Origin of the sequence: Cedecea sp. NFIX57 (assembly GCF_900177785.1) — a bacterium.
GTDB classification, from domain to species: domain Bacteria; phylum Pseudomonadota; class Gammaproteobacteria; order Enterobacterales; family Enterobacteriaceae; genus Cedecea; species Cedecea neteri_C.
In genome coordinates this window covers 1-21,193 of the sequence record NZ_FXAS01000041.1, presented here as the reverse complement: position 1 = coordinate 21,193, position 21,193 = coordinate 1, and the positions used below count along the sequence as shown (strand labels likewise).

The 21,193-nt window shown below is 53.7% G+C and carries 18 protein-coding genes and 1 pseudogene; 9 read left to right on the top strand and 10 right to left on the bottom strand.

The window, feature by feature from the left end; genetic code table 11:
• Positions 1 to 64: 64 nt before the first annotated feature.
• From thiC to B9Y90_RS22830, 9 genes are all read left to right on the top strand, one after another.
• Entirely contained in the window at positions 65 to 1,966 is a 1,902-nt protein-coding gene (thiC, locus tag B9Y90_RS22870; protein ID WP_085542728.1) for a phosphomethylpyrimidine synthase ThiC, read from the top strand.
• On the top strand, positions 1,966 to 2,601 hold the full coding sequence (gene thiE / locus B9Y90_RS22865) for a thiamine phosphate synthase (RefSeq protein ID WP_039289263.1): 636 nt from the start codon (positions 1,966 to 1,968) through the stop codon (positions 2,599 to 2,601). The genes thiC and thiE overlap by 1 nt, the downstream gene beginning before the upstream one ends.
• Positions 2,594 to 3,349 carry a HesA/MoeB/ThiF family protein gene (locus tag B9Y90_RS22860; RefSeq protein ID WP_085542727.1) on the top strand — a complete coding sequence of 252 codons (756 nt, stop codon included), beginning with the start codon at positions 2,594 to 2,596 and terminating at the stop codon, positions 3,347 to 3,349. The genes thiE and B9Y90_RS22860 overlap by 8 nt, the downstream gene beginning before the upstream one ends.
• A complete protein-coding gene (thiS, locus tag B9Y90_RS22855; RefSeq protein WP_085542726.1) occupies positions 3,333 to 3,533 on the top strand; it encodes a sulfur carrier protein ThiS in 201 nt (66 codons plus the stop codon). The genes B9Y90_RS22860 and thiS overlap by 17 nt, the downstream gene beginning before the upstream one ends.
• A gap of 1 nt (position 3,534) precedes the next feature.
• A complete protein-coding gene (gene thiG / locus B9Y90_RS22850; protein ID WP_085542725.1) occupies positions 3,535 to 4,314 on the top strand; it encodes a thiazole synthase in 780 nt (259 codons plus the stop codon).
• Entirely contained in the window at positions 4,314 to 5,447 is a 1,134-nt protein-coding gene (thiH, locus tag B9Y90_RS22845; protein ID WP_085542724.1) for a 2-iminoacetate synthase ThiH, read from the top strand. Before thiG ends, thiH begins: the two co-directional genes overlap by 1 nt.
• A gap of 319 nt (positions 5,448 to 5,766) precedes the next feature.
• Positions 5,767 to 6,072: a PTS sugar transporter subunit IIB gene (locus B9Y90_RS22840; RefSeq protein WP_008460154.1), complete on the top strand. Its 306-nt coding sequence runs from the start codon at positions 5,767 to 5,769 to the stop codon at positions 6,070 to 6,072.
• 3 nt (positions 6,073 to 6,075) lie between these two features.
• On the top strand, positions 6,076 to 6,393 hold the full coding sequence (locus B9Y90_RS22835) for a PTS lactose/cellobiose transporter subunit IIA (RefSeq protein WP_008460153.1): 318 nt from the start codon (positions 6,076 to 6,078) through the stop codon (positions 6,391 to 6,393).
• A 148-nt stretch (positions 6,394 to 6,541) separates the two neighbouring features.
• Positions 6,542 to 7,564, top strand: coding sequence for a helix-turn-helix domain-containing protein (locus B9Y90_RS22830; protein WP_085542723.1), 1,023 nt, complete (start codon positions 6,542 to 6,544; stop codon positions 7,562 to 7,564).
• On the opposite strand, the gene B9Y90_RS22825 is transcribed toward B9Y90_RS22830, so the two are convergent.
• The 10 genes and pseudogenes from B9Y90_RS22825 to tuf form a co-directional block, all read right to left on the bottom strand.
• Positions 7,503 to 8,567: an alpha/beta hydrolase family protein gene (locus B9Y90_RS22825; RefSeq protein ID WP_085542722.1), complete on the bottom strand. Its 1,065-nt coding sequence runs from the start codon at positions 8,565 to 8,567 to the stop codon at positions 7,503 to 7,505. The genes B9Y90_RS22830 and B9Y90_RS22825 overlap by 62 nt on opposite strands.
• A gap of 152 nt (positions 8,568 to 8,719) precedes the next feature.
• Positions 8,720 to 12,940 (bottom strand): DNA-directed RNA polymerase subunit beta', encoded by a 4,221-nt coding sequence (rpoC, locus tag B9Y90_RS22820; protein WP_039289257.1) that lies wholly within the window; start codon positions 12,938 to 12,940, stop codon positions 8,720 to 8,722.
• A 75-nt stretch (positions 12,941 to 13,015) separates the two neighbouring features.
• Positions 13,016 to 17,044, bottom strand: coding sequence for a DNA-directed RNA polymerase subunit beta (gene rpoB / locus B9Y90_RS22815; protein WP_039289256.1), 4,029 nt, complete (start codon positions 17,042 to 17,044; stop codon positions 13,016 to 13,018).
• 326 nt (positions 17,045 to 17,370) lie between these two features.
• Positions 17,371 to 17,736: a 50S ribosomal protein L7/L12 gene (gene rplL / locus B9Y90_RS22810; RefSeq protein ID WP_000028882.1), complete on the bottom strand. Its 366-nt coding sequence runs from the start codon at positions 17,734 to 17,736 to the stop codon at positions 17,371 to 17,373.
• Between the two features lie 66 nt (positions 17,737 to 17,802).
• The gene (gene rplJ, locus B9Y90_RS22805) at positions 17,803 to 18,300 is read right to left on the bottom strand and encodes a 50S ribosomal protein L10 (RefSeq protein WP_002438625.1); all 498 of its coding nucleotides are present in this window, start codon (positions 18,298 to 18,300) and stop codon (positions 17,803 to 17,805) included.
• 297 nt (positions 18,301 to 18,597) lie between these two features.
• On the bottom strand, positions 18,598 to 19,302 hold the full coding sequence (gene rplA / locus B9Y90_RS22795) for a 50S ribosomal protein L1 (RefSeq protein WP_039289255.1): 705 nt from the start codon (positions 19,300 to 19,302) through the stop codon (positions 18,598 to 18,600).
• 3 nt (positions 19,303 to 19,305) lie between these two features.
• On the bottom strand, positions 19,306 to 19,734 hold the full coding sequence (rplK, locus tag B9Y90_RS22790; protein WP_008460147.1) for a 50S ribosomal protein L11: 429 nt from the start codon (positions 19,732 to 19,734) through the stop codon (positions 19,306 to 19,308).
• A gap of 154 nt (positions 19,735 to 19,888) precedes the next feature.
• Complete coding sequence (gene nusG, locus B9Y90_RS22785; protein WP_002438628.1) at positions 19,889 to 20,434, bottom strand: transcription termination/antitermination protein NusG; 546 nt, start codon at positions 20,432 to 20,434, stop codon at positions 19,889 to 19,891.
• 1 nt (position 20,435) lies between these two features.
• Complete coding sequence (gene secE / locus B9Y90_RS22780; protein WP_008460146.1) at positions 20,436 to 20,819, bottom strand: preprotein translocase subunit SecE; 384 nt, start codon at positions 20,817 to 20,819, stop codon at positions 20,436 to 20,438.
• A 233-nt stretch (positions 20,820 to 21,052) separates the two neighbouring features.
• Positions 21,053 to 21,193: pseudogene (gene tuf, locus B9Y90_RS22775) on the bottom strand (elongation factor Tu); the annotation flags it as partial.

Below are 21,193 nucleotides of genomic sequence, written 5' to 3'. Positions count from 1 at the left end.
TCCATATCCATTACTCCTTCCGTTGTCCTGACAAGCCATATCCTGACTAAACCTGGAATGAGCTATGTCTGCATCTGAAAACAAACCTGGCCGTCGTGAACAACGCGCCGCCGCCCAACACTTTATCAACACGCTTGAAGGTACCGCCTTCCCTAACTCCAGACGCATCTATCTGACCGGGTCACGCGAAGATATCCGCATCCCGATGCGCGAAATCCAGCTCAGCCCAACGCTCACCGGTGGGAGCAAAGATGCCCCGCAATATCAGCCGAACGACGCGGTGCCCGTCTACGATACCTCCGGTCCTTATGGCGATCCCGACATCTCAATAAACGTGTTACACGGGCTATCTCCCCTACGCAGCGCCTGGATTGCCGACCGGCGTGACAGCGAAGCACTGGATGAACGCAGCTCCGCTTACACAAAAGCGCGTCTTGCCGACGACGGCCTGGACGAATTGCGCTTTGAAACTCAGTCCAAACCTCGCCGGGCAATAGCCGGACAATGCGTCACCCAGTTGCATTACGCCCGCAAAGGGCTTGTCACCCCGGAGATGGAATTCATCGCCATTCGCGAAAATATGGGGCGCGAGCGTATTCGTGATGCCGTCCTGCGCCACCAGCATCCCGGCGAAGGGTTTGGGGCCCGCCTGCCGGAAAACATCACGCCGGAGTTTGTCCGCGATGAAGTCGCCGCCGGGCGAGCAATTATTCCCGCCAATATCAACCACCCGGAATCAGAGCCGATGATTATCGGCCGCAATTTCCTGGTGAAGGTCAATGCCAATATCGGCAACTCGGCGGTGACCTCCTCCATTGAAGAAGAGGTGGAGAAGCTGGTGTGGGCCACTCGCTGGGGGGCAGACACGGTGATGGACCTCTCCACCGGCCGCTATATTCACGAAACACGGGAATGGATCCTGCGTAACAGCCCGGTGCCCATCGGCACGGTGCCCATCTACCAGGCACTGGAGAAGGCGAACGGTATCGCTGAAGACCTGAGCTGGGAGATGTTCCGCGACACGCTGCTGGAGCAGGCAGAGCAAGGCGTGGATTACTTCACCATTCATGCGGGCGTGCTGCTTCGCTATGTCCCGATGACCGCGAAGCGCCTGACAGGAATTGTGTCGCGCGGTGGATCAATTATGGCGAAGTGGTGCCTGTCCCACCATCAGGAAAACTTCCTGTATCAGCACTTCCGTGAAATCTGCGAAATCTGCGCCGCCTATGACGTTTCCCTTTCTCTGGGCGATGGCTTACGTCCGGGCTCCATCCAGGATGCCAACGACGAAGCTCAGTTTGCCGAACTGCATACGCTGGGCGAGTTGACCAAAATTGCCTGGGAGTACGATGTCCAGGTGATGATTGAAGGCCCGGGGCATGTGCCGATGCAGATGATTCGCCGCAACATGACCGAAGAACTGGAGCATTGTCACGAAGCACCTTTCTACACCCTTGGTCCGCTCACGACCGATATCGCGCCGGGCTATGACCACTTCACCTCCGGCATTGGCGCCGCCATGATTGGCTGGTTTGGCTGTGCGATGCTTTGCTACGTCACGCCGAAAGAGCACCTCGGCCTGCCGAACAAAGAGGACGTTAAGCAGGGGCTGATCACTTACAAGATTGCCGCTCACGCCGCGGACCTGGCCAAAGGGCATCCGGGCGCGCAAATACGCGACAACGCGATGTCCAAAGCACGCTTTGAATTCCGCTGGGAAGATCAGTTCAACCTGGCGCTCGACCCCTTCACCGCCCGCGCTTACCACGATGAAACCCTGCCGCAGGAATCCGGCAAAGTCGCGCATTTCTGTTCCATGTGCGGCCCGAAGTTTTGCTCTATGAAGATCACCCAGGAAGTGCGCGACTACGCCGCAAAACAGGCGAGAGATGCTGGCATGGAAGATATGTCTCAGCACTTCCGCGCCCGGGGCGGTGAAATTTATCTCAGACAAGAGGAAGCATAATGTCCAGACTCATTTTCCCAGCCACGTCACGCAGGCTGGGCCTTTATCCGGTCGTCGACAGCGTGGAGTGGATCGAACGCCTCCTCGGGGCGGGCGTCAAAACCATCCAGCTCCGCATTAAAGATAAACGCGATGCAGACGTTGAAGCTGACGTCATCGCCGCCATTGCGCTGGGCGAACGCTACAACGCTCGCCTGTTCATCAACGACTACTGGCGACTGGCCATCAAACACGGTGCTTATGGCGTACATCTCGGCCAGGAAGATATGGATGTCGCCAACCTGGCGGCAATAAGCGAAGCCGGGCTTCGGCTGGGGCTTTCAACCCACGACAACATGGAAATGGATCGCGCCTTAAGCGCGAACCCGTCCTACATTGCGCTGGGCCATGTCTTCCCTACCCAAACCAAGCAAATGCCCTCCTCCCCGCAGGGGCTGAATAAGCTGGCAGAACATATCCAGACGCTGGGTGATTATTCCACCGTCGCCATCGGCGGGATAAGCATCGATCGTGTGCCTGCCGTGTTAGCCACCGGCGTGGGCAGCGTCGCCGTCGTCAGCGCCATTACGCAGGCTCCCGACTGGCGTATCGCCACGGCGAAGCTACTCGAACTGGCAGGAACCGGCGATGAATGATGCGGATTTTATGCGCTACAGCCGCCAGTTGCTGCTGGAAGACGTGGCGATTGAAGGGCAGGAAAAACTGCTGTCCAGCACGGCGCTGATCGTCGGTCTGGGTGGCTTAGGTTCACCCGCCGCGCTGTATCTCGCCGCCGCTGGCGTAGGCAAGCTTATCGTCGCGGACGATGACAAGGTGCATATCAGCAATCTCCAGCGCCAGATCCTGTTCACTTCAGAAGATATTGAGCGCCCGAAATCCTCCGCAGCCCACCAGTATTTGCAGCGCCTGAACCCCGGCGTAAAAATTGTTCCTCTGGCAGAGAGGCTGACGGGTACTTCTCTGACAGAAGCCGTGCGCGAGGCCGACGTGGTGCTGGACTGCAGCGACAATATAGCAACCCGCCAGGCGGTCAACACCGCCTGCGTAGCCTCGAATACACCTCTTATCACCGCCAGCGCCGTCGGTTTTGGCGGCCAGATGATGGTCCTGATGCCGCCCTGGGAACACGGCTGCTACCGCTGTGTCTGGCCTGACGAGAGTGAACCCGAACGCAACTGCCGCACCTCCGGCATCATTGGCCCGGTCGTGGGCGTGATGGGTACCCTTCAGGCGCTGGAAGCCATTAAATTGCTGACCGGCATGGCGCCTGCTGCTGGCGCTTTGCGCCTGTTCGATGCCCGGCAGCACAGCTGGCGCACGCTGGCGATGCAAAAATCAACCACCTGCCCGGTCTGCGGAGGCCACGATGCGCATTCAGTTTAACGATGAACCTCTGGAATGTACGGCTGGCCTGACGCTCGCAGCCCTTCTGGCCCAGCTTGATCAGGGCAAAGCTGGCGCGGCGCTCGCCGTTAATCAAACCATTATCCCGCGCGACCAGTGGAGCAATCATCTGCTGCGCGAGGGCGATACCATTCTGCTGTTTCAGGCAATTGCCGGGGGCTGACATGTTACAGATTGCCGATAAAACCTTTTCCTCTCGCCTGTTCACCGGCACCGGAAAATTCTCCTCCAGCCAGATGATGAGCGACGCGATTCGTACTTCTGGCTCACAGCTTGTCACCATGGCAATGAAACGCGTGGATTTACGTGGCCATAGTGATGACATTCTTCTGCCGCTACAGCAGGCGGGCGTGCATCTGCTGCCCAATACTTCCGGGGCGAAAACAGCAGAAGAAGCTATTTTTGCAGCCCAGCTTGCCCGCGAAGCGCTGGGAACAAACTGGGTTAAGCTGGAAATTCATCCTGACGCCCGCTATTTACTTCCGGATCCGATTGAAACGCTGAAGGCCGCCGAAACGCTGGTCAAACAGGGGTTTGTGGTGCTGCCTTACTGCGGCGCCGATCCCGTGCTCTGCAAACGTCTGGAGGAAGCCGGTTGTGCGGCCGTGATGCCGCTTGGCGCGCCCATCGGCTCAAATCAGGGTTTGCAAACCCGCGCGCTGCTGGAAATCATCATTGAGCAATCCCGCGTGCCGGTTGTTGTCGATGCGGGGATCGGTGCCCCAAGCCATGCGGCCGAAGCCTTAGAAATGGGCGCTTCTGCCGTGCTGGTCAATACCGCCATAGCGGTCGCCCGTGATCCGGTGCAAATGGCCCTGGCGTTTCGTCTGGCCGTGGAAGCCGGGAGCCTGGCGGCACAGGCCGGGTTAGGCTCTCGCCACCAGCAGGCGCAGGCCTCCAGCCCGCTGACCAGTTTCCTGCAGTTTAGCGAGGAGAATGCCTGATGGCGGAAACCTTTACCGACCGCTGGCGGCAGCTGGACTGGGACGATATCACTCTGAGCATTAACGGTAAGACGGCGGCGGACGTCGAACGGGCAATTCACTCGCCCCGCCTGACGCGCGAGGACTTGATGGCTTTGCTCTCCCCCGCTGCCAGCCGCTACCTCGAGCCTCTTGCCCAGCGGGCGCAGCAGCTTACTCGTCAGCGCTTCGGCAACACCGTCAGTTTTTACGTGCCGCTCTATCTCTCTAACCTGTGCGCCAACGACTGCACCTATTGCGGTTTTTCCATGAGTAATAAGCTGAAACGCAAAACGCTGGATGAAGCGGAAATTGAGCGCGAATGCGAGGCAATCCGGAAGCTGGGGTTCGAACATCTTTTGCTGGTGACCGGAGAACACCAGACCAAAGTCGGCATGGATTATTTCCGCCAGCATCTGCCGGCGATCCGCAGCCGCTTTAGTTCGCTGCACATGGAAGTCCAGCCGCTGGACGAGCATGAGTATGCCGAACTCAAAACCCTCGGGCTTGATGGCGTGATGGTGTACCAGGAAACCTATCACCCGACGACCTACGCCCAGCACCACCTGAAAGGCAACAAGCAGGATTTCTTCTGGCGGCTGGAAACACCCGACAGGCTGGGCCGCGCGGGCATCGATAAAATCGGCCTCGGCGCGCTGATTGGGCTGTCGGACAGCTGGCGCACCGACTGTTTTATGGTGGCTGAACATCTGATCTGGCTACAGCAGCGTTACTGGCAAAGCCGCTATTCTATCTCCTTCCCACGCCTGCGCCCGTGTACCGGCGGCGTAGAACCAGCCTCAATCATGACTGAACAGCAGCTGGTACAGGTGATCTGTGCATTCCGCCTGCTTGCGCCGGACGTGGAACTGTCGCTTTCAACCAGAGAATCACCGTGGTTCCGCGACCACGTGATCCCACTGGCGATTAATAACGTCAGCGCCTTTTCGAAAACGCAGCCCGGCGGCTATGCCGATAATCACCCGGAACTTGAGCAGTTTGCGCCTAACGATGGGCGAACGCCGCAGGAAGTGGCTGCCGTGCTCCGTCAGTCAGGTTTGCAGCCTGTCTGGAAGGACTGGGATCACTTTTTGGGAAGGAACACGCAACCCTGATGTAACACACGGCAAGCGGAAGGATAAGTCTCGACGTTTCCCGTAAGAACATCGATCGGTCATTGTCACCTCCCAGCCGTTCAAATACTGTCCTCCGGTCAGCGCAGATGACTGACCGGAGCGGCAGCAAACGCTTCCTCATGCCGCTCCGCCTTCACAACTGCCGTCTTGATTCTTCGAGAAAAAGCAAAAATGTAACCGGTTTCAGTTTTCTGTGGTTTCTTTTGTGATACCTGACACACAATCGGGTTAAAGCGGTTGTTGCCGCCCCCTCTGCCGGATAAATATCTCTGTATCCTTCGGACATTGAGAGCGAACTATGAAAAATATCGTGTTGTGTTGTGCTGCAGGTATGTCGACCAGCATTCTGGTTCAACGTATGGTTGATGCCGCACAAAAGAAAGGCATCGAGGTCTCAATCAAGGCTGTGCCCGTGGCAGAGTTTAAAGAGAACATCGAACGCGCCGACATCGTTCTGCTTGGTCCGCAGGTGAAATATGAGCAGGCCAAACTTCAGGCCCTTGCCGATCCTCTGGGTAAAAAAGTCGCCGTTATCGACATGATGGATTACGGTTTGATGAAGGGCGACGTGGTGCTTGATAAAGCCCTGAAAATGATGGAGTAAGATGTGGAAGATTTAGAATCAATTATTATGGAACTGCTGGTCAACGCCGGCAGCGCACGTAGCCAGGCCCTGACTGCTCTGCAGCTGGCACGTAAAGGTGATTTTGAAGGTGCCGAGAAGGCAATGGAAGAGTCACACGAATTCGTTAAACACGCTCATAAAATCCAGACCCAGCTGATTGGCCTGGATGAAGGCTCCGGCAAACTGCCGGTAAACCTGATTACCGTTCACTCTCAGGATCACCTGATGAACGCGATGGTCATTCAGGATCTGGCCACCGATATGATTGAGCTTTACCGCCGCCTGCCGCTGGTGAAATAAGTTCGCTCAGCCCCACCAAACAAAATGTCCGCATTGCGGGCATTTTGTTTTTCATCTACGTCTACTGCTAAAAGTCGAGATCTGCCTTTCGCCTTGTTTTGTGGCATAACACTGCATAAAGCCTTGAGCTGCATCGACAGAGATTACTATGCCCGCTATCCCACTGCCTTTTTACACGTTAACTGTTCTCCTTCTTCTACTGTTGAAGATCCTGTTTTCCAGGCATGCGGAATACCGTAATGCAGCGATATTCCTCTCGGGATGTGCAATCCTGATCCTAATGTCGGCGTTACGGTGGACGTTTGATGCCGTCATTCTGCGCCAGCTCCAGTCTCTGGCCGCAATTGCACTTCCGCCACTGGCCTGGTACTGCTTCGCCAGCCTGCCCAGGCAGCGCGGTGGGCCAAAACACGCAGCCTACTGGCTTGCTCCTGTTTCAGCGCTGATCGTGAATCTCGCGGCGCCAGCGATGACGGATATTGCATTGATGTTCTTGTTCATCGGATATGGCTCTGCCTTGATCAAAATATCCCACCAGGGCGTTGATACCTTTATTTTCAGCCGATTAAGCGACGCTAACATCACAGCATCAATGGCTTTTTTCGCAGGTTGTTTTCTTTGTTTTTCCGGCGGAATTGATTTCGCAATAGCGGTAGATTTTCATTTTTTTGAAGGTGTGCAGGCTCCGATATTGGTGGCGCTATCCCAGACGCTGCTACTGCCGTTTATCGGCATGGCTGTTGTATTTAAGAGCCAAATGGCCCCACCACCAAAGGTGCTTAGCGCTCAGAAAGACGCCGTACCGGAGCATAATGACGAGGCGCTGGCGGAGCTATATCATCATATTGAGAAAACCCTTTTAGAAGATAATCTGTTTCTTGATCCCGACATTACGCTCAGCCTCATCGGAAAAGCATCCGGGATAGCGCCACGGCAGCTTTCACGGGCCGTAAATCAGATCTGCGGCTGTAATGTCTCTCAGTGGGTCAACGGGTTTCGCGTCAGGCACGCTCAGGCGCTGTTGCGAAATACCCGTATCCCCGTGACCCAAATCATGCTGGACTCAGGTTTCTCAACAAAATCTCACTTCAATAAAGAATTTGCCCGCCTTAGTGGGTCAACCCCGACGGACTTCCGGCGTTTCGCGGGTGAAAATCCAGTGCCTGATTAACAAATTCGCCGATCTCACGACCAAGAGAAGCATGGATGGCAGCTCTACTGACGGAGCCACCATCCTGGCAGACAATGCCTTCGCCCGGGTTTGCTTGCTCAATAAGTTCGGTAGCTCCTGGCTTACATAATTGCATAAAGCTGAAGTGCGTCGCCCCCGGGACGCTAACATCGCGGCGCTGTTTTTGAGGAATATAACGTGCCAGATAAGCCGACTCGAGACTGGCAGGTAACTCTTCGCTGTCTGACTGGGCAGACATGACCAAAACGGGGATTGCTATTTGCGCCAGGCTGGCGGGTGAAAAACCTCGGGCCAGGCCAAGATCGAGCGAGACAATGGCTTTTATACGCGGATCGCGAGCGTCTTTCGACAATGGCATCGCTGATTCCTGCCGGTCTATCCCTAAGGTGTGCAGCAGTTTACAGCCAGACAATACTGAATGCAGTTTACAATCCTGCAAGAACCGATCAGCGTCAAACCGCCCACCAGCCAGTTCTATCACTGTCCAACCGCCTAATGAATGCCCTACGGCCGCGATGCGCTGCGGATCGATCTTCCCGGCAATGTCTGGCGAGGTCATCAATGCATCCAATACTCGCCGGAGATCCTGGGGACGCTGCCAAAGCCGTTGCGCTTCGGCCTCATTTTTATTGCCAAATGTTGTCCCGGGGTGATTCACCGCCGCAACAATATAACCCTGAGCGGCCATCAGACTTGCCAGCCAGTTCAGATTGCGCCAGCTACCGCCATACCCATGGGAGAGCAGCAACAACGGGTGCACTTCATTGTCCGGGGTGGCGTTCAGTAACGCGTGAGTCCCCATAAATACAACGTTATCGCCAACAAGCTCTGGATTACCCGTCTGCCGGGTCGGATACCAAACGGCCATTTCAAGAGGCCGGGCACCCTGTTCATCCAGTAGGCGCTGGCGAAAAGCGGTTTCACCATAAGCCGTTTGGCTAAACATGCAGAACAAACTAAAAAGGAAAAAGATCCGTGACATTGTGATTCTCCGGTGAAGTAAACAGAGCGGCATTCTGTTTGTCTTCGCCAGGCGAATCGTCCTGAAACACGATCGAGGACCTGTTTTTTTACCGGTTTCAGGCATAAAAAAACCCGCCGAAGCGGGTTTTTTATTTCAGGCGTATCGCACGATTACTCGTCGTTACCGCCCAGGCCTGCGTTCAGCAGCTCTGCCAGGCTGGCAGAAGCGTCTTCAGCAGTCACCTGAGGTGCCGCAGGGATTTCACCCGCTGCACGGCGACGCATACGATCCTGGTGGTACGCATAACCGGTACCGGCCGGGATCAGACGACCCACGATAACGTTCTCTTTCAGGCCGCGCAGTTCGTCGCGTTTACCCGCAACGGCTGCTTCGGTCAGCACTCGAGTGGTCTCCTGGAACGATGCCGCGGAGATGAAGGACTCGGTTGCCAGAGAGGCTTTGGTGATACCCAGCAGATCGCGTGCAAAGGTCACGTTGATCTTACCGTTCGCATCCAGTTCGCGGTTAGCGATCTTAATGCGGGAGTATTCAGCCTGCTCGCCTTCCAGGAAGTCGGAGCTGCCTGCGTTAACGATGGTGGCTTTACGCAGCATCTGACGAACGATAACTTCGATGTGTTTATCGTTAATCTTAACGCCTTGCAGACGGTAAACGTCCTGTACTTCGTTAGTGATGTAACGAGTTACAGCGTACACGCCACGCAGACGCAGGATGTCATGCGGAGACTCTGGACCATCGGAAACAACGTCACCACGTTCAACACGCTCGCCTTCGAACACGTTAAGCTGACGCCATTTCGGAATCATCTCTTCGTACGGCTCGCTACCGTCTACCGGGGTGATAACCAGACGACGTTTCCCTTTGGTTTCTTTACCGAAGGAAATGACACCGCTGATTTCAGCCAGGATTGCCGGCTCTTTCGGACGACGGGCTTCGAACAGGTCAGCAACGCGTGGCAGACCACCGGTAATATCCTTGGTACCGCTGGATTCCTGTGGAATACGCGCCAGGGCGTCACCGGAGCTGATCTGAATACCATCTTCCAGCTGAACAATCGCTTTACCAGGCAGGAAGTACTGAGCCGGCATATCGGTGCCTGGGATCAGAACGTCGTTGCCTTTAGCATCAACGATTTTCAGAGCAGGACGCAGGTCTTTACCACCCGCAGTACGCTCAGCAGAGTCCAGAACGACCAGAGAGGACAGACCGGTCAACTCGTCGGTCTGACGAGTAATGGTCTGGCCGTCGATCATATCGGTAAAGCGAATGAAACCACTCACTTCCGAGATAACCGGCATGGTGTGTGGATCCCAGTTTGCTACGGTTTCACCGCCGGCAACCTGCTCGCCATCACCTTTCGCCATCACAGCACCGTAAGGCACTTTATAGCTCTCTTTGGTACGACCGAATTCGTCGATCAGCTTCAGCTCGGTGTTACGAGAAGTGATAACCAGTTTACCGCTGGAGTTCACAACCGACTTAGCGTTGCTGAGTTTGATGCTACCTTTGTTCTTAACCTGAATGCTGGATTCAGCAGCAGAACGGGATGCCGCACCACCGATGTGGAACGTACGCATCGTCAGCTGTGTACCAGGTTCACCGATGGACTGTGCCGCGATAACCCCGATAGCTTCACCTTTGTTGATGATGTGACCACGTGCCAGGTCGCGACCGTAGCAGTGAGCACACACGCCAAAGTCAGTTTCGCAACCTACTACGGAACGGACTTTCACGCTGTCAACAGAGTTAGCTTCCAGCAGGTCACACCACTGTTCGTGCAGCAGCGTGTTGCGTGGAACCAGGATATCCGCAGTACCAGGCTTCAGAATGTCTTCAGCAGTCACACGACCCAGTACGCGATCGCGCAGCGGCTCTTTAACGTCGCCACCTTCGATAACTGGCGTCATGGTGATGCCTTCCAGGGTGCCACAGTCGTCTTCAGTAACGACCAGATCCTGGGCAACGTCTACCAGACGACGAGTCAGGTAACCGGAGTTCGCTGTTTTCAGTGCGGTATCCGCCAGACCTTTACGAGCACCGTGAGTGGAGATGAAGTACTGGAGTACGTTCAGACCTTCACGGAAGTTCGCGGTGATTGGCGTTTCGATGATGGAGCCATCTGGCTTAGCCATCAGACCACGCATACCGGCCAGCTGACGAATCTGTGCTGCAGAACCACGCGCACCGGAGTCGGCCATCATGTAGATGCTGTTGAAGGAAACCTGCTGCTCTTCGACGCCGTCACGGTTAATCACGGTTTCGGTTTGCAGGTTATCCATCATCGCTTTGGATACACGATCGTTCGCCGCAGCCCAGATATCGATAACTTTGTTATAGCGTTCGCCAGCGGTAACCAGACCGGACTGGAACTGTTCCTGGATCTCAGCAACTTCAGCTTCCGCTTCGCTGATGATCTCGTATTTTTTCTCCGGGATGACCATGTCATCAATACCAACGGATGCACCTGAACGCGCTGCATAAGCAAAGCCGGTGTACATCGTCTGGTCCGCAAAAATAACGGTCGGTTTCAGGCCCAGAATACGGTAACAGGTGTTCAGCATCTTAGAGATAGCCTTTTTACCCAGCGCCTGGTTGACGATGGAGAAAGGCAGACCTTTCGGTACGATCATCCACAGAATCGCACGACCAATGGTGGTGTCGATCAGGCTGGTTTTCGCAACGAATGTGCCCTGAGCATCTTTTTCGTATTCGGTGATACGCACTTTAACGCGCGCATGCAGAGAGGCCAGGCCAGCGCGATAAATACGCTCAGCTTCTTTAGGGCCAGTCAGCACCATGCCTTCGCCTTTGGCGTTAACACAGTCACGGGTCATGTAGTACAGACCCAATACAACGTCCTGAGAAGGAACGATGATTGGCTCGCCGTTCGCTGGGGACAGGATGTTGTTGGTAGACATCATCAGCGCACGCGCTTCCAGCTGAGCTTCAAGCGTCAGTGGAACGTGTACTGCCATCTGGTCACCATCGAAGTCGGCGTTATATGCCGCACAAACCAGCGGGTGCAGCTGGATAGCTTTACCTTCGATCAGAACAGGTTCAAATGCCTGGATACCCAAACGGTGCAGGGTTGGTGCACGGTTCAGCAGTACCGGGTGTTCGCGGATAACTTCGTCCAGGATATCCCAAACGACAGCTTCTTCACGCTCAACCATTTTCTTAGCAGCTTTGATGGTGGTCGCGAGGCCACGCAGTTCCAGCTTGCCGTAGATGAACGGTTTGAACAGCTCCAGTGCCATTTTCTTCGGCAGACCGCACTGATGCAGACGCAGGTATGGACCTACGGTGATTACAGAACGACCGGAGTAGTCAACACGTTTACCCAACAGGTTCTGACGGAAACGACCCTGCTTACCTTTGATCATGTCGGCCAAAGATTTCAGAGGACGTTTGTTAGAGCCGGTGATGGCGCGGCCGCGACGGCCGTTATCCAGCAGGGCATCTACCGCTTCCTGCAGCATACGTTTTTCGTTACGTACGATGATGTCAGGAGCCGCCAGATCAAGCAGACGTTTCAGACGGTTGTTACGGTTGATAACGCGACGGTACAGATCGTTCAGATCTGAGGTTGCGAAACGACCACCATCCAGCGGTACCAGCGGACGCAGATCTGGCGGCAGAACCGGCAGAACGGTCAGGATCATCCACTCTGGTTTGTTACCAGACTGAACGAACGCTTCCAGCAGCTTGATACGCTTGGTCAGCTTTTTACGTTTGGTTTCGGAGTTGGTTTCGTTCAGCTCTTCGCGCAGAGTTTCACACTCTTGCTCCAGATCCATGCTCTTCAGCAGGGCCTGAATAGCTTCCGCACCCATCTTCGCATCGAATTCGTCACCGAACTCTTCCAGCGCATCCAGATACTGCTCTTCAGTCAGGATCTGACGGCGCTCGAGGTTGGTCATCCCGCCTTCGATAACAACATAAGATTCAAAGTACAGCACGCGCTCGATATCACGCAGCGGCATATCCAGCAGCAGGCCGATACGAGATGGCAGAGACTTCAGGAACCAAATGTGGGCAGTTGGAGAAGCCAGTTCGATGTGGCCCATACGCTCACGACGAACTTTAGTCTGGGTAACTTCTACGCCACACTTCTCACAAATGACACCACGGTGCTTCAGGCGCTTGTACTTACCGCACAGGCACTCATAGTCTTTCACTGGCCCAAAAATACGGGCGCAGAACAGACCGTCACGCTCAGGTTTGAACGTACGGTAGTTGATGGTTTCCGGCTTTTTAACTTCACCGAAAGACCATGAACGGATCATGTCTGGCGATGCCAGAGCAATTTTGATCGCATCAAACTCTTCGGTTTTAGTTTGCGCTTTCAGAAACTTTAATAAGTCTTTCACGGATTTGCTCCCGTCGGAGTTAGCACTCTGTGATGCCCGGCGTTAGCCGGGCACCCTGGACCTTTTGAGCAACGATTACTCGTCTTCCAGCTCGATGTTGATACCCAGCGAACGGATCTCTTTCAACAGAACGTTGAAGGATTCCGGCATGCCCGGTTCCATCTGATGGTTGCCATCCACGATGTTCTTATACATCTTGGTACGGCCGTTCACGTCATCAGACTTAACGGTCAGCATTTCCTGCAGGGTATATGCAGCGCCATATGCTTCAAGCGCCCACACTTCCATCTCACCGAAGCGCTGACCACCGAACTGAGCCTTACCACCCAGCGGCTGCTGAGTAACCAGGCTGTAAGAACCGGTAGAACGCGCGTGCATCTTATCGTCGACCAGGTGGTTCAGTTTCAGCATGTACATGTAACCTACGGTTACCTGACGCTCAAACTGCTCACCGGTACGGCCGTCGAACAGGGTGATCTGGCCAGAAGATGGCAGACCGCCGAGTTGCAGCAGCTCTTTAATTTCGGCTTCTTTCGCACCGTCGAAGACCGGCGTTGCGATAGGCATACCTTTACGCAGGTTTTCAGCCAGACGCAGAACTTCATCATCGCTGAAGGTGTTCAGGTCGACTTTCTGACGTACGTCAGTACCCAGATCGTAGGCACGCTGGATGAATTCGCGCAGTTTCGCGACTTCCTGCTGCTGTTTCAGCATGGCGTTGATCTTCTCGCCAATGCCTTTCGCAGCCATACCCAGGTGGGTTTCCAGGATCTGACCGATGTTCATACGAGACGGTACGCCCAGCGGGTTCAGTACGATGTCTACCGGCGTGCCGTTTTCATCGTATGGCATATCTTCGATCGGGTTGATCTTGGAGATAACACCTTTGTTCCCGTGACGACCTGCCATCTTGTCACCAGGCTGAATCTGACGTTTAACGGCCAGATAAACTTTCACGATTTTCAGCACGCCAGGTGCCAGGTCATCGCCCTGAGTGATTTTGCGGCGCTTAGCTTCGAGTTTCTTCTCAAACTCGTGTTTCAGCTCGTCGTACTGCTCTGCCAGCTGTTCCAGCTGGTTTTGCTTCTCTTCGTCGGTCAGGCCCAGTTCCAGCCAGCGGTCACGTGGCAGTTTGTCGAGCTTGTCAGCTTCAACGCCACCGGAAACCAGCACGGCATAGATACGGCTGAACAGACCCGCTTCGAGGATCTGCAGTTCTTCAGACAGGTCTTTCTTAGCCTGCTTCAGCTGCATCTCTTCGATTTCCAGCGCACGTTTGTCTTTTTCCACGCCATCGCGGGTGAAGACCTGAACGTCGATAACAGTACCGGAAACGCCGTTTGGTACGCGCAGGGAAGAGTCTTTAACGTCAGACGCTTTCTCACCGAAGATTGCGCGCAGCAGTTTTTCTTCTGGGGTCAGTTGGGTTTCACCTTTCGGCGTTACCTTACCAACCAGAATATCACCGCCGGTCACTTCAGCACCGATGTACACGATACCGGATTCATCCAGTTTGGAGAGCGCAGCTTCACCCACGTTAGGGATGTCAGCGGTGATCTCTTCTGGCCCCAGTTTGGTGTCACGAGACACACAAGCCAGTTCCTGAATGTGGATGGTGGTGAAACGGTCTTCCTGAACAACACGCTCGGAAACGAGGATGGAGTCTTCGAAGTTGTAACCGTTCCAAGGCATGAACGCTACGCGCATGTTCTGACCAAGCGCCAGTTCACCGAGGTCGGTAGACGGGCCATCAGCCAGCACGTCGCCACGTTCAATTGGCTCACCCAGGGACACACACGGCATCTGGTTGATGCAGGTGTTCTGGTTAGAACGGGTGTACTTAGTCAGGTTGTAGATGTCGATACCCGCTTCGCCTGGGTACATCTCGTCTTCGTTAACTTTGATAACGATACGGGATGCATCAACGTACTGAACGGTACCGCCACGTTTCGCTACGGCAGTAACACCGGAGTCAACGGCTACAGCACGCTCCATACCGGTACCAACCAGCGGCTTATCAGCGCGCAGAGTTGGAACCGCCTGACGTTGCATGTTCGCACCCATCAACGCACGGTTGGCGTCATCGTGTTCCAGGAACGGGATCAGGGACGCACCGACGGAAACCACCTGCTGGGTGGAAACGTCCATGTAGTCAACCTGGTCGTTGCTGAACAAGCTGGATTCGCCTTTGCTACGGCAGGTTACCAGGTCATCTACGAAACGGCCTTCTTCGTTCAGGTTGGTGTTCGCCTGAGCGATGACGTAGTTACCTTCTTCGATAGCAGACAGGTAATGAATTTCGTCAGTCACAACGCCGTCAACAACGCGACGATACGGAGTCTCAAGGAAACCGTATTCGTTAGTCTGTGCGTACACGGACAGGGAGTTGATCAGACCGATGTTTGGACCTTCAGGGGTTTCGATTGGACACACACGACCGTAGTGGGTTGGGTGTACGTCACGTACTTCGAAGCCCGCGCGCTCACGGGTCAGACCACCTGGGCCCAACGCGGAGATACGACGTTTGTGCGTAATCTCAGACAGCGGGTTGTTCTGGTCCATGAACTGAGACAGCTGGCTGGAACCGAAGAACTCTTTCACTGCCGCAGAGATTGGCTTGGCGTTGATCATATCCTGAGGCATCAGGGTATCCAGATCGCCCAGAGACAGACGCTCTTTCACCGCACGCTCAACACGTACCAGGCCAACGCGGAATTGGTTTTCCGCCATTTCGCCTACGGAACGGATACGACGGTTGCCGAGGTGGTCGATGTCATCCACTTCGCCTTTGCCGTTACGGATATCGATGAGCTTTTTCATGACTTCGATGATGTCGTCATTGCTCAGGATACCGGAACCTTCAATCTCTTCACGCAGCAGAGAACGGTTGAACTTCATACGGCCTACCGCAGACAAATCGTAGCGGTCTTCGGAGAAGAACAGATTCTCAAACAGGCTTTCAGCTGCTTCGCGTGTTGGTGGCTCACCAGGGCGCATCATGCGGTAGATCTCAACCAGCGCGCTCAGGCGGTCGTTGGTTGGGTCGACGCGTACAGTTTCAGAAATGTACGGGCCGTGATCCAGGTCGTTGGTGAACAGCGTTTCGATACGCTTGTGGCCTGACTGGCTCAGTTTGGCCAGCAGGTCCAAAGACAGTTCCATGTTCGCCGGGCAAATCAGTTCGCCGGTAGAAGCATCAACGTAGTCTTTAGCCGCAACTTTACCGGCAATGTACTCAACAGGAACTTCGATATGTTTGATATCGTCTTTTTCCAGTTGGCGAATGTGGCGCGCGGTGATACGGCGGCCTTTTTCAACGTACACTTTGCCGTCAGCTTCGATATCGAAGGACGCGGTTTCGCCACGCAGGCGCTCCGGTACCAGCTCCATCTGCAGCTTGTTGTCACGGATTTCGAAATTAACTTTCTCAAAGAACAGGTCAAGGATCTGCTCAGTGGTGTAGTTCAGTGCACGCAGGATGATGGTCGCAGGCAGTTTGCGGCGACGGTCAATACGCACGAACAGGTTGTCTTTCGGGTCGAATTCGAAGTCCAGCCAGGAACCACGGTAAGGGATGATACGTGCGTTATACAGCACCTTCCCTGAAGAGTGGGTCTTACCTTTGTCACTGTCGAAGAACACACCCGGGCTACGGTGAAGCTGAGAAACGATAACGCGCTCAGTACCGTTGATAACGAAGGTCCCGTTGTCGGTCATGAGCGGAATCTCGCCCATGTACACTTCTTGTTCTTTGATGTCTTTAACGGTGCCTTCCGGCGCTTCGCGCTCGTAGATCACCAGACGCAGTTTCACACGCAGCGGAGCAGAATACGTCACGCCACGGATTTGACATTCTTTAACGTCAAATACAGGTTCGCCCAGGCGATAGCTCACATACTGCAGCTCGGAGTTGCCGCTGTAGCTTGCGATCGGGAATACGGAGCGGAAAGCAGCTTCCAGGCCGTACTGTCCTTCGGGATCTTGCTCGATAAACTTCTGGAACGAGTCAAGCTGGATAGAAAGGAGATAAGGAATGTCCAGTACTTGTGGACGCTTTCCAAAATCCTTACGAATACGTTTTTTCTCGGTATAGGAGTAAACCATTAGGGTTCCTCAGCTCGCTGACAAGTCGACCCATCTGCCCGTCGAAAGGGGCAGTTTATGCAACACTATTTTGTGGACCGGAAAGTGGAACACTTCCCGCAATACCTGTTTCTATCACTCTTAAACCATTTCATTGCGCTTTACCCCGGAACTCCCGGCGTAGAAAGTCGCAGTATATTAAGGCGTCGATAGAGACATGCATTGAATGGAAACCAGCAGTCAAACAGTGTGAAACGCTACTGGTACCCTACAGCGCAAAAAGGCTGGTGACTAAAAAGTCACCAGCCATCAGCCTAATTACTTAGGCTGCAACCGGAAGGGTTGGCTTATTTAACTTCAACTTCAGCGCCAGCTTCTTCCAGAGATTTTTTCAGAGCTTCAGCGTCGTCTTTGCTCACGCCTTCTTTCAGCGCAGCTGGTGCAGACTCAACCAGGTCTTTAGCTTCTTTCAGACCCAGGCCAGTTGCGCCACGAACTGCTTTGATTACGGCAACTTTGTTAGCGCCAGCAGCTTTCAGAATAACGTCGAACTCAGTTTTCTCTTCAGCAGCTTCAGCTGGGCCAGCAGCAACAGCTACAGCAGCAGCAGCAGAAACACCGAATTTTTCTTCCATTGCAGAGATCAGTTCTACAACGTCCATTACGGACATAGCGGATACTGCTTCAATGATTTGATCTTTAGTGATAGACATTTAAATTGTTCCTGAATATCAGAATAAGTTTATACGTAAGCGAATACTTGATAAAGAAAACTGCGATTAAGCAGCTTCTTTTGCATCGCGTACAGCAGCCAGAGTACGAACCAGTTTGCCAGCCGAAGCTTCTTTCATGGTTGCCATCAGGCGTGCAATTGCTTCTTCGTAGGTCGGCAGAGTTGCCAGGCGGTCGATTTGGGACGCCGGGATCAGCTCACCTTCAAAGGCAGCGGCTTTGACCTCAAATTTTGCATTCGCTTTAGCGAACTCTTTGAACAGACGAGCAGCAGCGCCCGGGTGTTCCATAGAGTATGCAATCAGGGTCGGACCAACGAACGCGTCTTTCAGGCACTCGAACTGAGTACCTTCAACAACACGGCGCAGCAAGGTGTTACGAACAACACGCATGTAAACGCCGGCTTCGCGACCTGCTTTACGCAGTTCGGTCATTTTGTCAACAGTAACGCCACGGGAATCCGCAACTACTGCAGACAGCGCGCCTTTGGCTACTTCGCTGACTTCAGCAACAATCGCTTGTTTGTCTTGAAGATTTAAAGCCATTAGCTTTTGCTCCTGGGTTTTAGCCGGGACAGAAGTCCCGGAACTCACTTCGCGCTTAACCACAATGGAAAAACGCGTCTACATACGGTGAGCAGAAACAAGCTAAAGACTATCTAAAATATTCTTCAGGTTCTGTCACCGTCTACGCAGGGAATTAAGTTTCTTGCGAAACACCTGCGGTCTTGGACGGAGGCCTGGATAAGGCCAGGCTCCAACCGAAAATTCTTTGTGTTCTGCATAAACAGAACAACGGGCGTAAGATATTAGACTAATCTTTCGCCCGCGTAAAGGCGATTATTAGTTCGCCGCTGCGTTCAGACCAGCCTGGTCTACCGCAACACCTGCACCCATGGTGGTGGAGATGCTAACTTTCTTGATGTACACGCCTTTAGCCTGAGATGGTTTTGCTTTTTTCAGCGCAACCAGCAGAGATTCCAGGTTTTCTTTCAGTTTGTCAGCGTCAAAGTCCACTTTACCGATGGTGGTGTGGATGATGCCGTTTTTGTCGTTACGGTAACGAACCTGACCTGCTTTAGCATTTTTAACTGCTTCAGCAACGTTAGGCGTTACGGTACCAACTTTCGGGTTTGGCATCAGGCCGCGTGGGCCCAGAACCTGGCCCAGCTGGCCAACAACGCGCATTGCATCTGGAGATGCGATAACAACGTCGAAGTTCATTTCGCCTTTCTTGATCTGGTCAGCCAGATCTTCCATACCTACCAGCTCTGCGCCAGCAGCTTTAGCTGCTTCAGCGTTAGGACCCTGAGCAAATACGGCTACGCGAACGGAACGGCCAGTACCGTGTGGCAGTACAGTTGCACCACGAACGTTCTGGTCAGATTTACGAGCATCGATGCCCAGGTTAACAGCAACGTCAACGCTTTCAACGAACTTAGCGGTAGCAAGTTCTTTCAGCAGAGCGATAGCTTCGTTGATGTCGTACTGTTTGGTAGCATCAACTTTGTCACGGATCACGGACATGCGCTTGGTCAGTTTAGCCATTTCTTAGTCCTCCACTACCAGGCCCATGGAACGTGCAGTACCTTCAATGGAGCGAGTCATCGCTTCAATGTCGGAACCAGTCATGTCGGCAGCTTTGGTCTGCGCGATTTCCTGCAGCTGAGCGCGGGAAACTTTACCCACTTTGTCTTTGTTCGGCTTACCGGAACCAGACTTGATACCAGCCGCTTTCTTCAGCAGAACTGCTGCTGGAGGGGTTTTGGTAACGAAAGTGAAAGAACGGTCAGCGTAAACGGTAATAACAACCGGAATTGGCAGACCTTTTTCCAGGGATTCAGTTTTTGCGTTGAACGCTTTACAGAATTCCATGATGTTCACACCCTGCTGACCCAGAGCTGGACCAACTGGTGGACTTGGGTTCGCCATACCAGCTGCAACCTGCAGCTTGACGTAGGCTTGTACTTTCTTAGCCATTCTAAAATCCTCTGATTGGGTAATAGCGCCTCAAGAAGGCTCCCCGTGAATAAACGTCTTATGTGTATTGGACACATAAAAACAAAAGGCGCGGAATTGTATGCCAATTTCGCGCCCTGTGCAATGAATAATCGCTGCTTAAACGATCAAATTATCAGGCTTTTTCCACCTGAGCAAAATCCAGTTCAACCGGTGTTGCACGGCCAAAGATAGAAACGGAAACCTTCAGACGGCTCTTCTCGTAATCCACTTCTTCCACGACACCATTGAAGTCAGCAAACGGACCATCGCTAACACGGACCATTTCACCTGGTTCAAACAACGTTTTCGGACGCGGCTTATCACCAACCTGCTGCAGGCGGTTCATGATCGCATCAACTTCTTTATCGCTGATTGGCGCTGGACGATCGGAAGTCCCGCCGATGAAACCCATTACACGCGGAACGCTACGTACCAGGTGCCAGCTTGCGTCGTTCATCACCATCTGGACCAGAACATAGCCAGGGAAGAATTTACGTTCGCTTTTACGACGTTGGCCGCCACGGATTTCAACAACCTCTTCGGTTGGAACCATAACTTCGCCGAACAGCTCTTCCATATTGTGGAGTTTGATGTGTTCGCGCAGCGACGTAGCTACACGACCTTCAAAACCGGAAAACGCCTGAACGACGTACCAACGCTTTTTAGGGGCTTCAGACATCTCAGAACCTCAGGCCAGTAATAAAAGATACCAGGCGGACCAGAATACCATCCAGCCCCCACAGAATCAGTGACATCACAGCGGTAACCGCGGCCACGATTAAAGTGGTGTGCAGAGTTTCCTGGCGAGTAGGCCAAATCACCTTGCGTACTTCAGTTCTCGCTTCGCGAGCAAAGGCTACGGTCGCTTTGCCTTTAACCGTCAGCAGTGCAACACCACCTGCCGCTGCAATCAGAATGACCACAGCCAGTGCACGGAGCGGCAGAGTGATATCACGATAAATGTAGTTGCCCACGATTGCCACGAGCAGCAAAACGACTACTGCCAGCCACTTCATCGCTTCGAGGCCACGCCCGCTCCCTTGAGCTTCGGTATTCGCACTCATAAACCAACCTGTCACAATAAATCAGACAAACATTTTTGCCCCGCGCAGGCGAGGCAACCAAACCGAATCGCTCTTTTCAGACACTACCCGGCATAAACGCCATCTTCAGAGCCTGTCTCAGCAATGATTATCGGTAAAAAATCACTGATGAGCCAGGTTCTGGTTCGAAAGCGTACAAAAAGGGCATCAAATGATGCCCTCTTCTTGTGCATTGCGTCAAATGTTATCAGCGATTAAGCGATAACTTTAGCAACAACACCAGCACCAACGGTACGGCCGCCTTCACGGATTGCGAAACGCAGACCGTCGTCCATCGCGATTGGGTGGATCAGGGTAACAACCATTTTGATGTTGTCGCCTGGCATTACCATCTC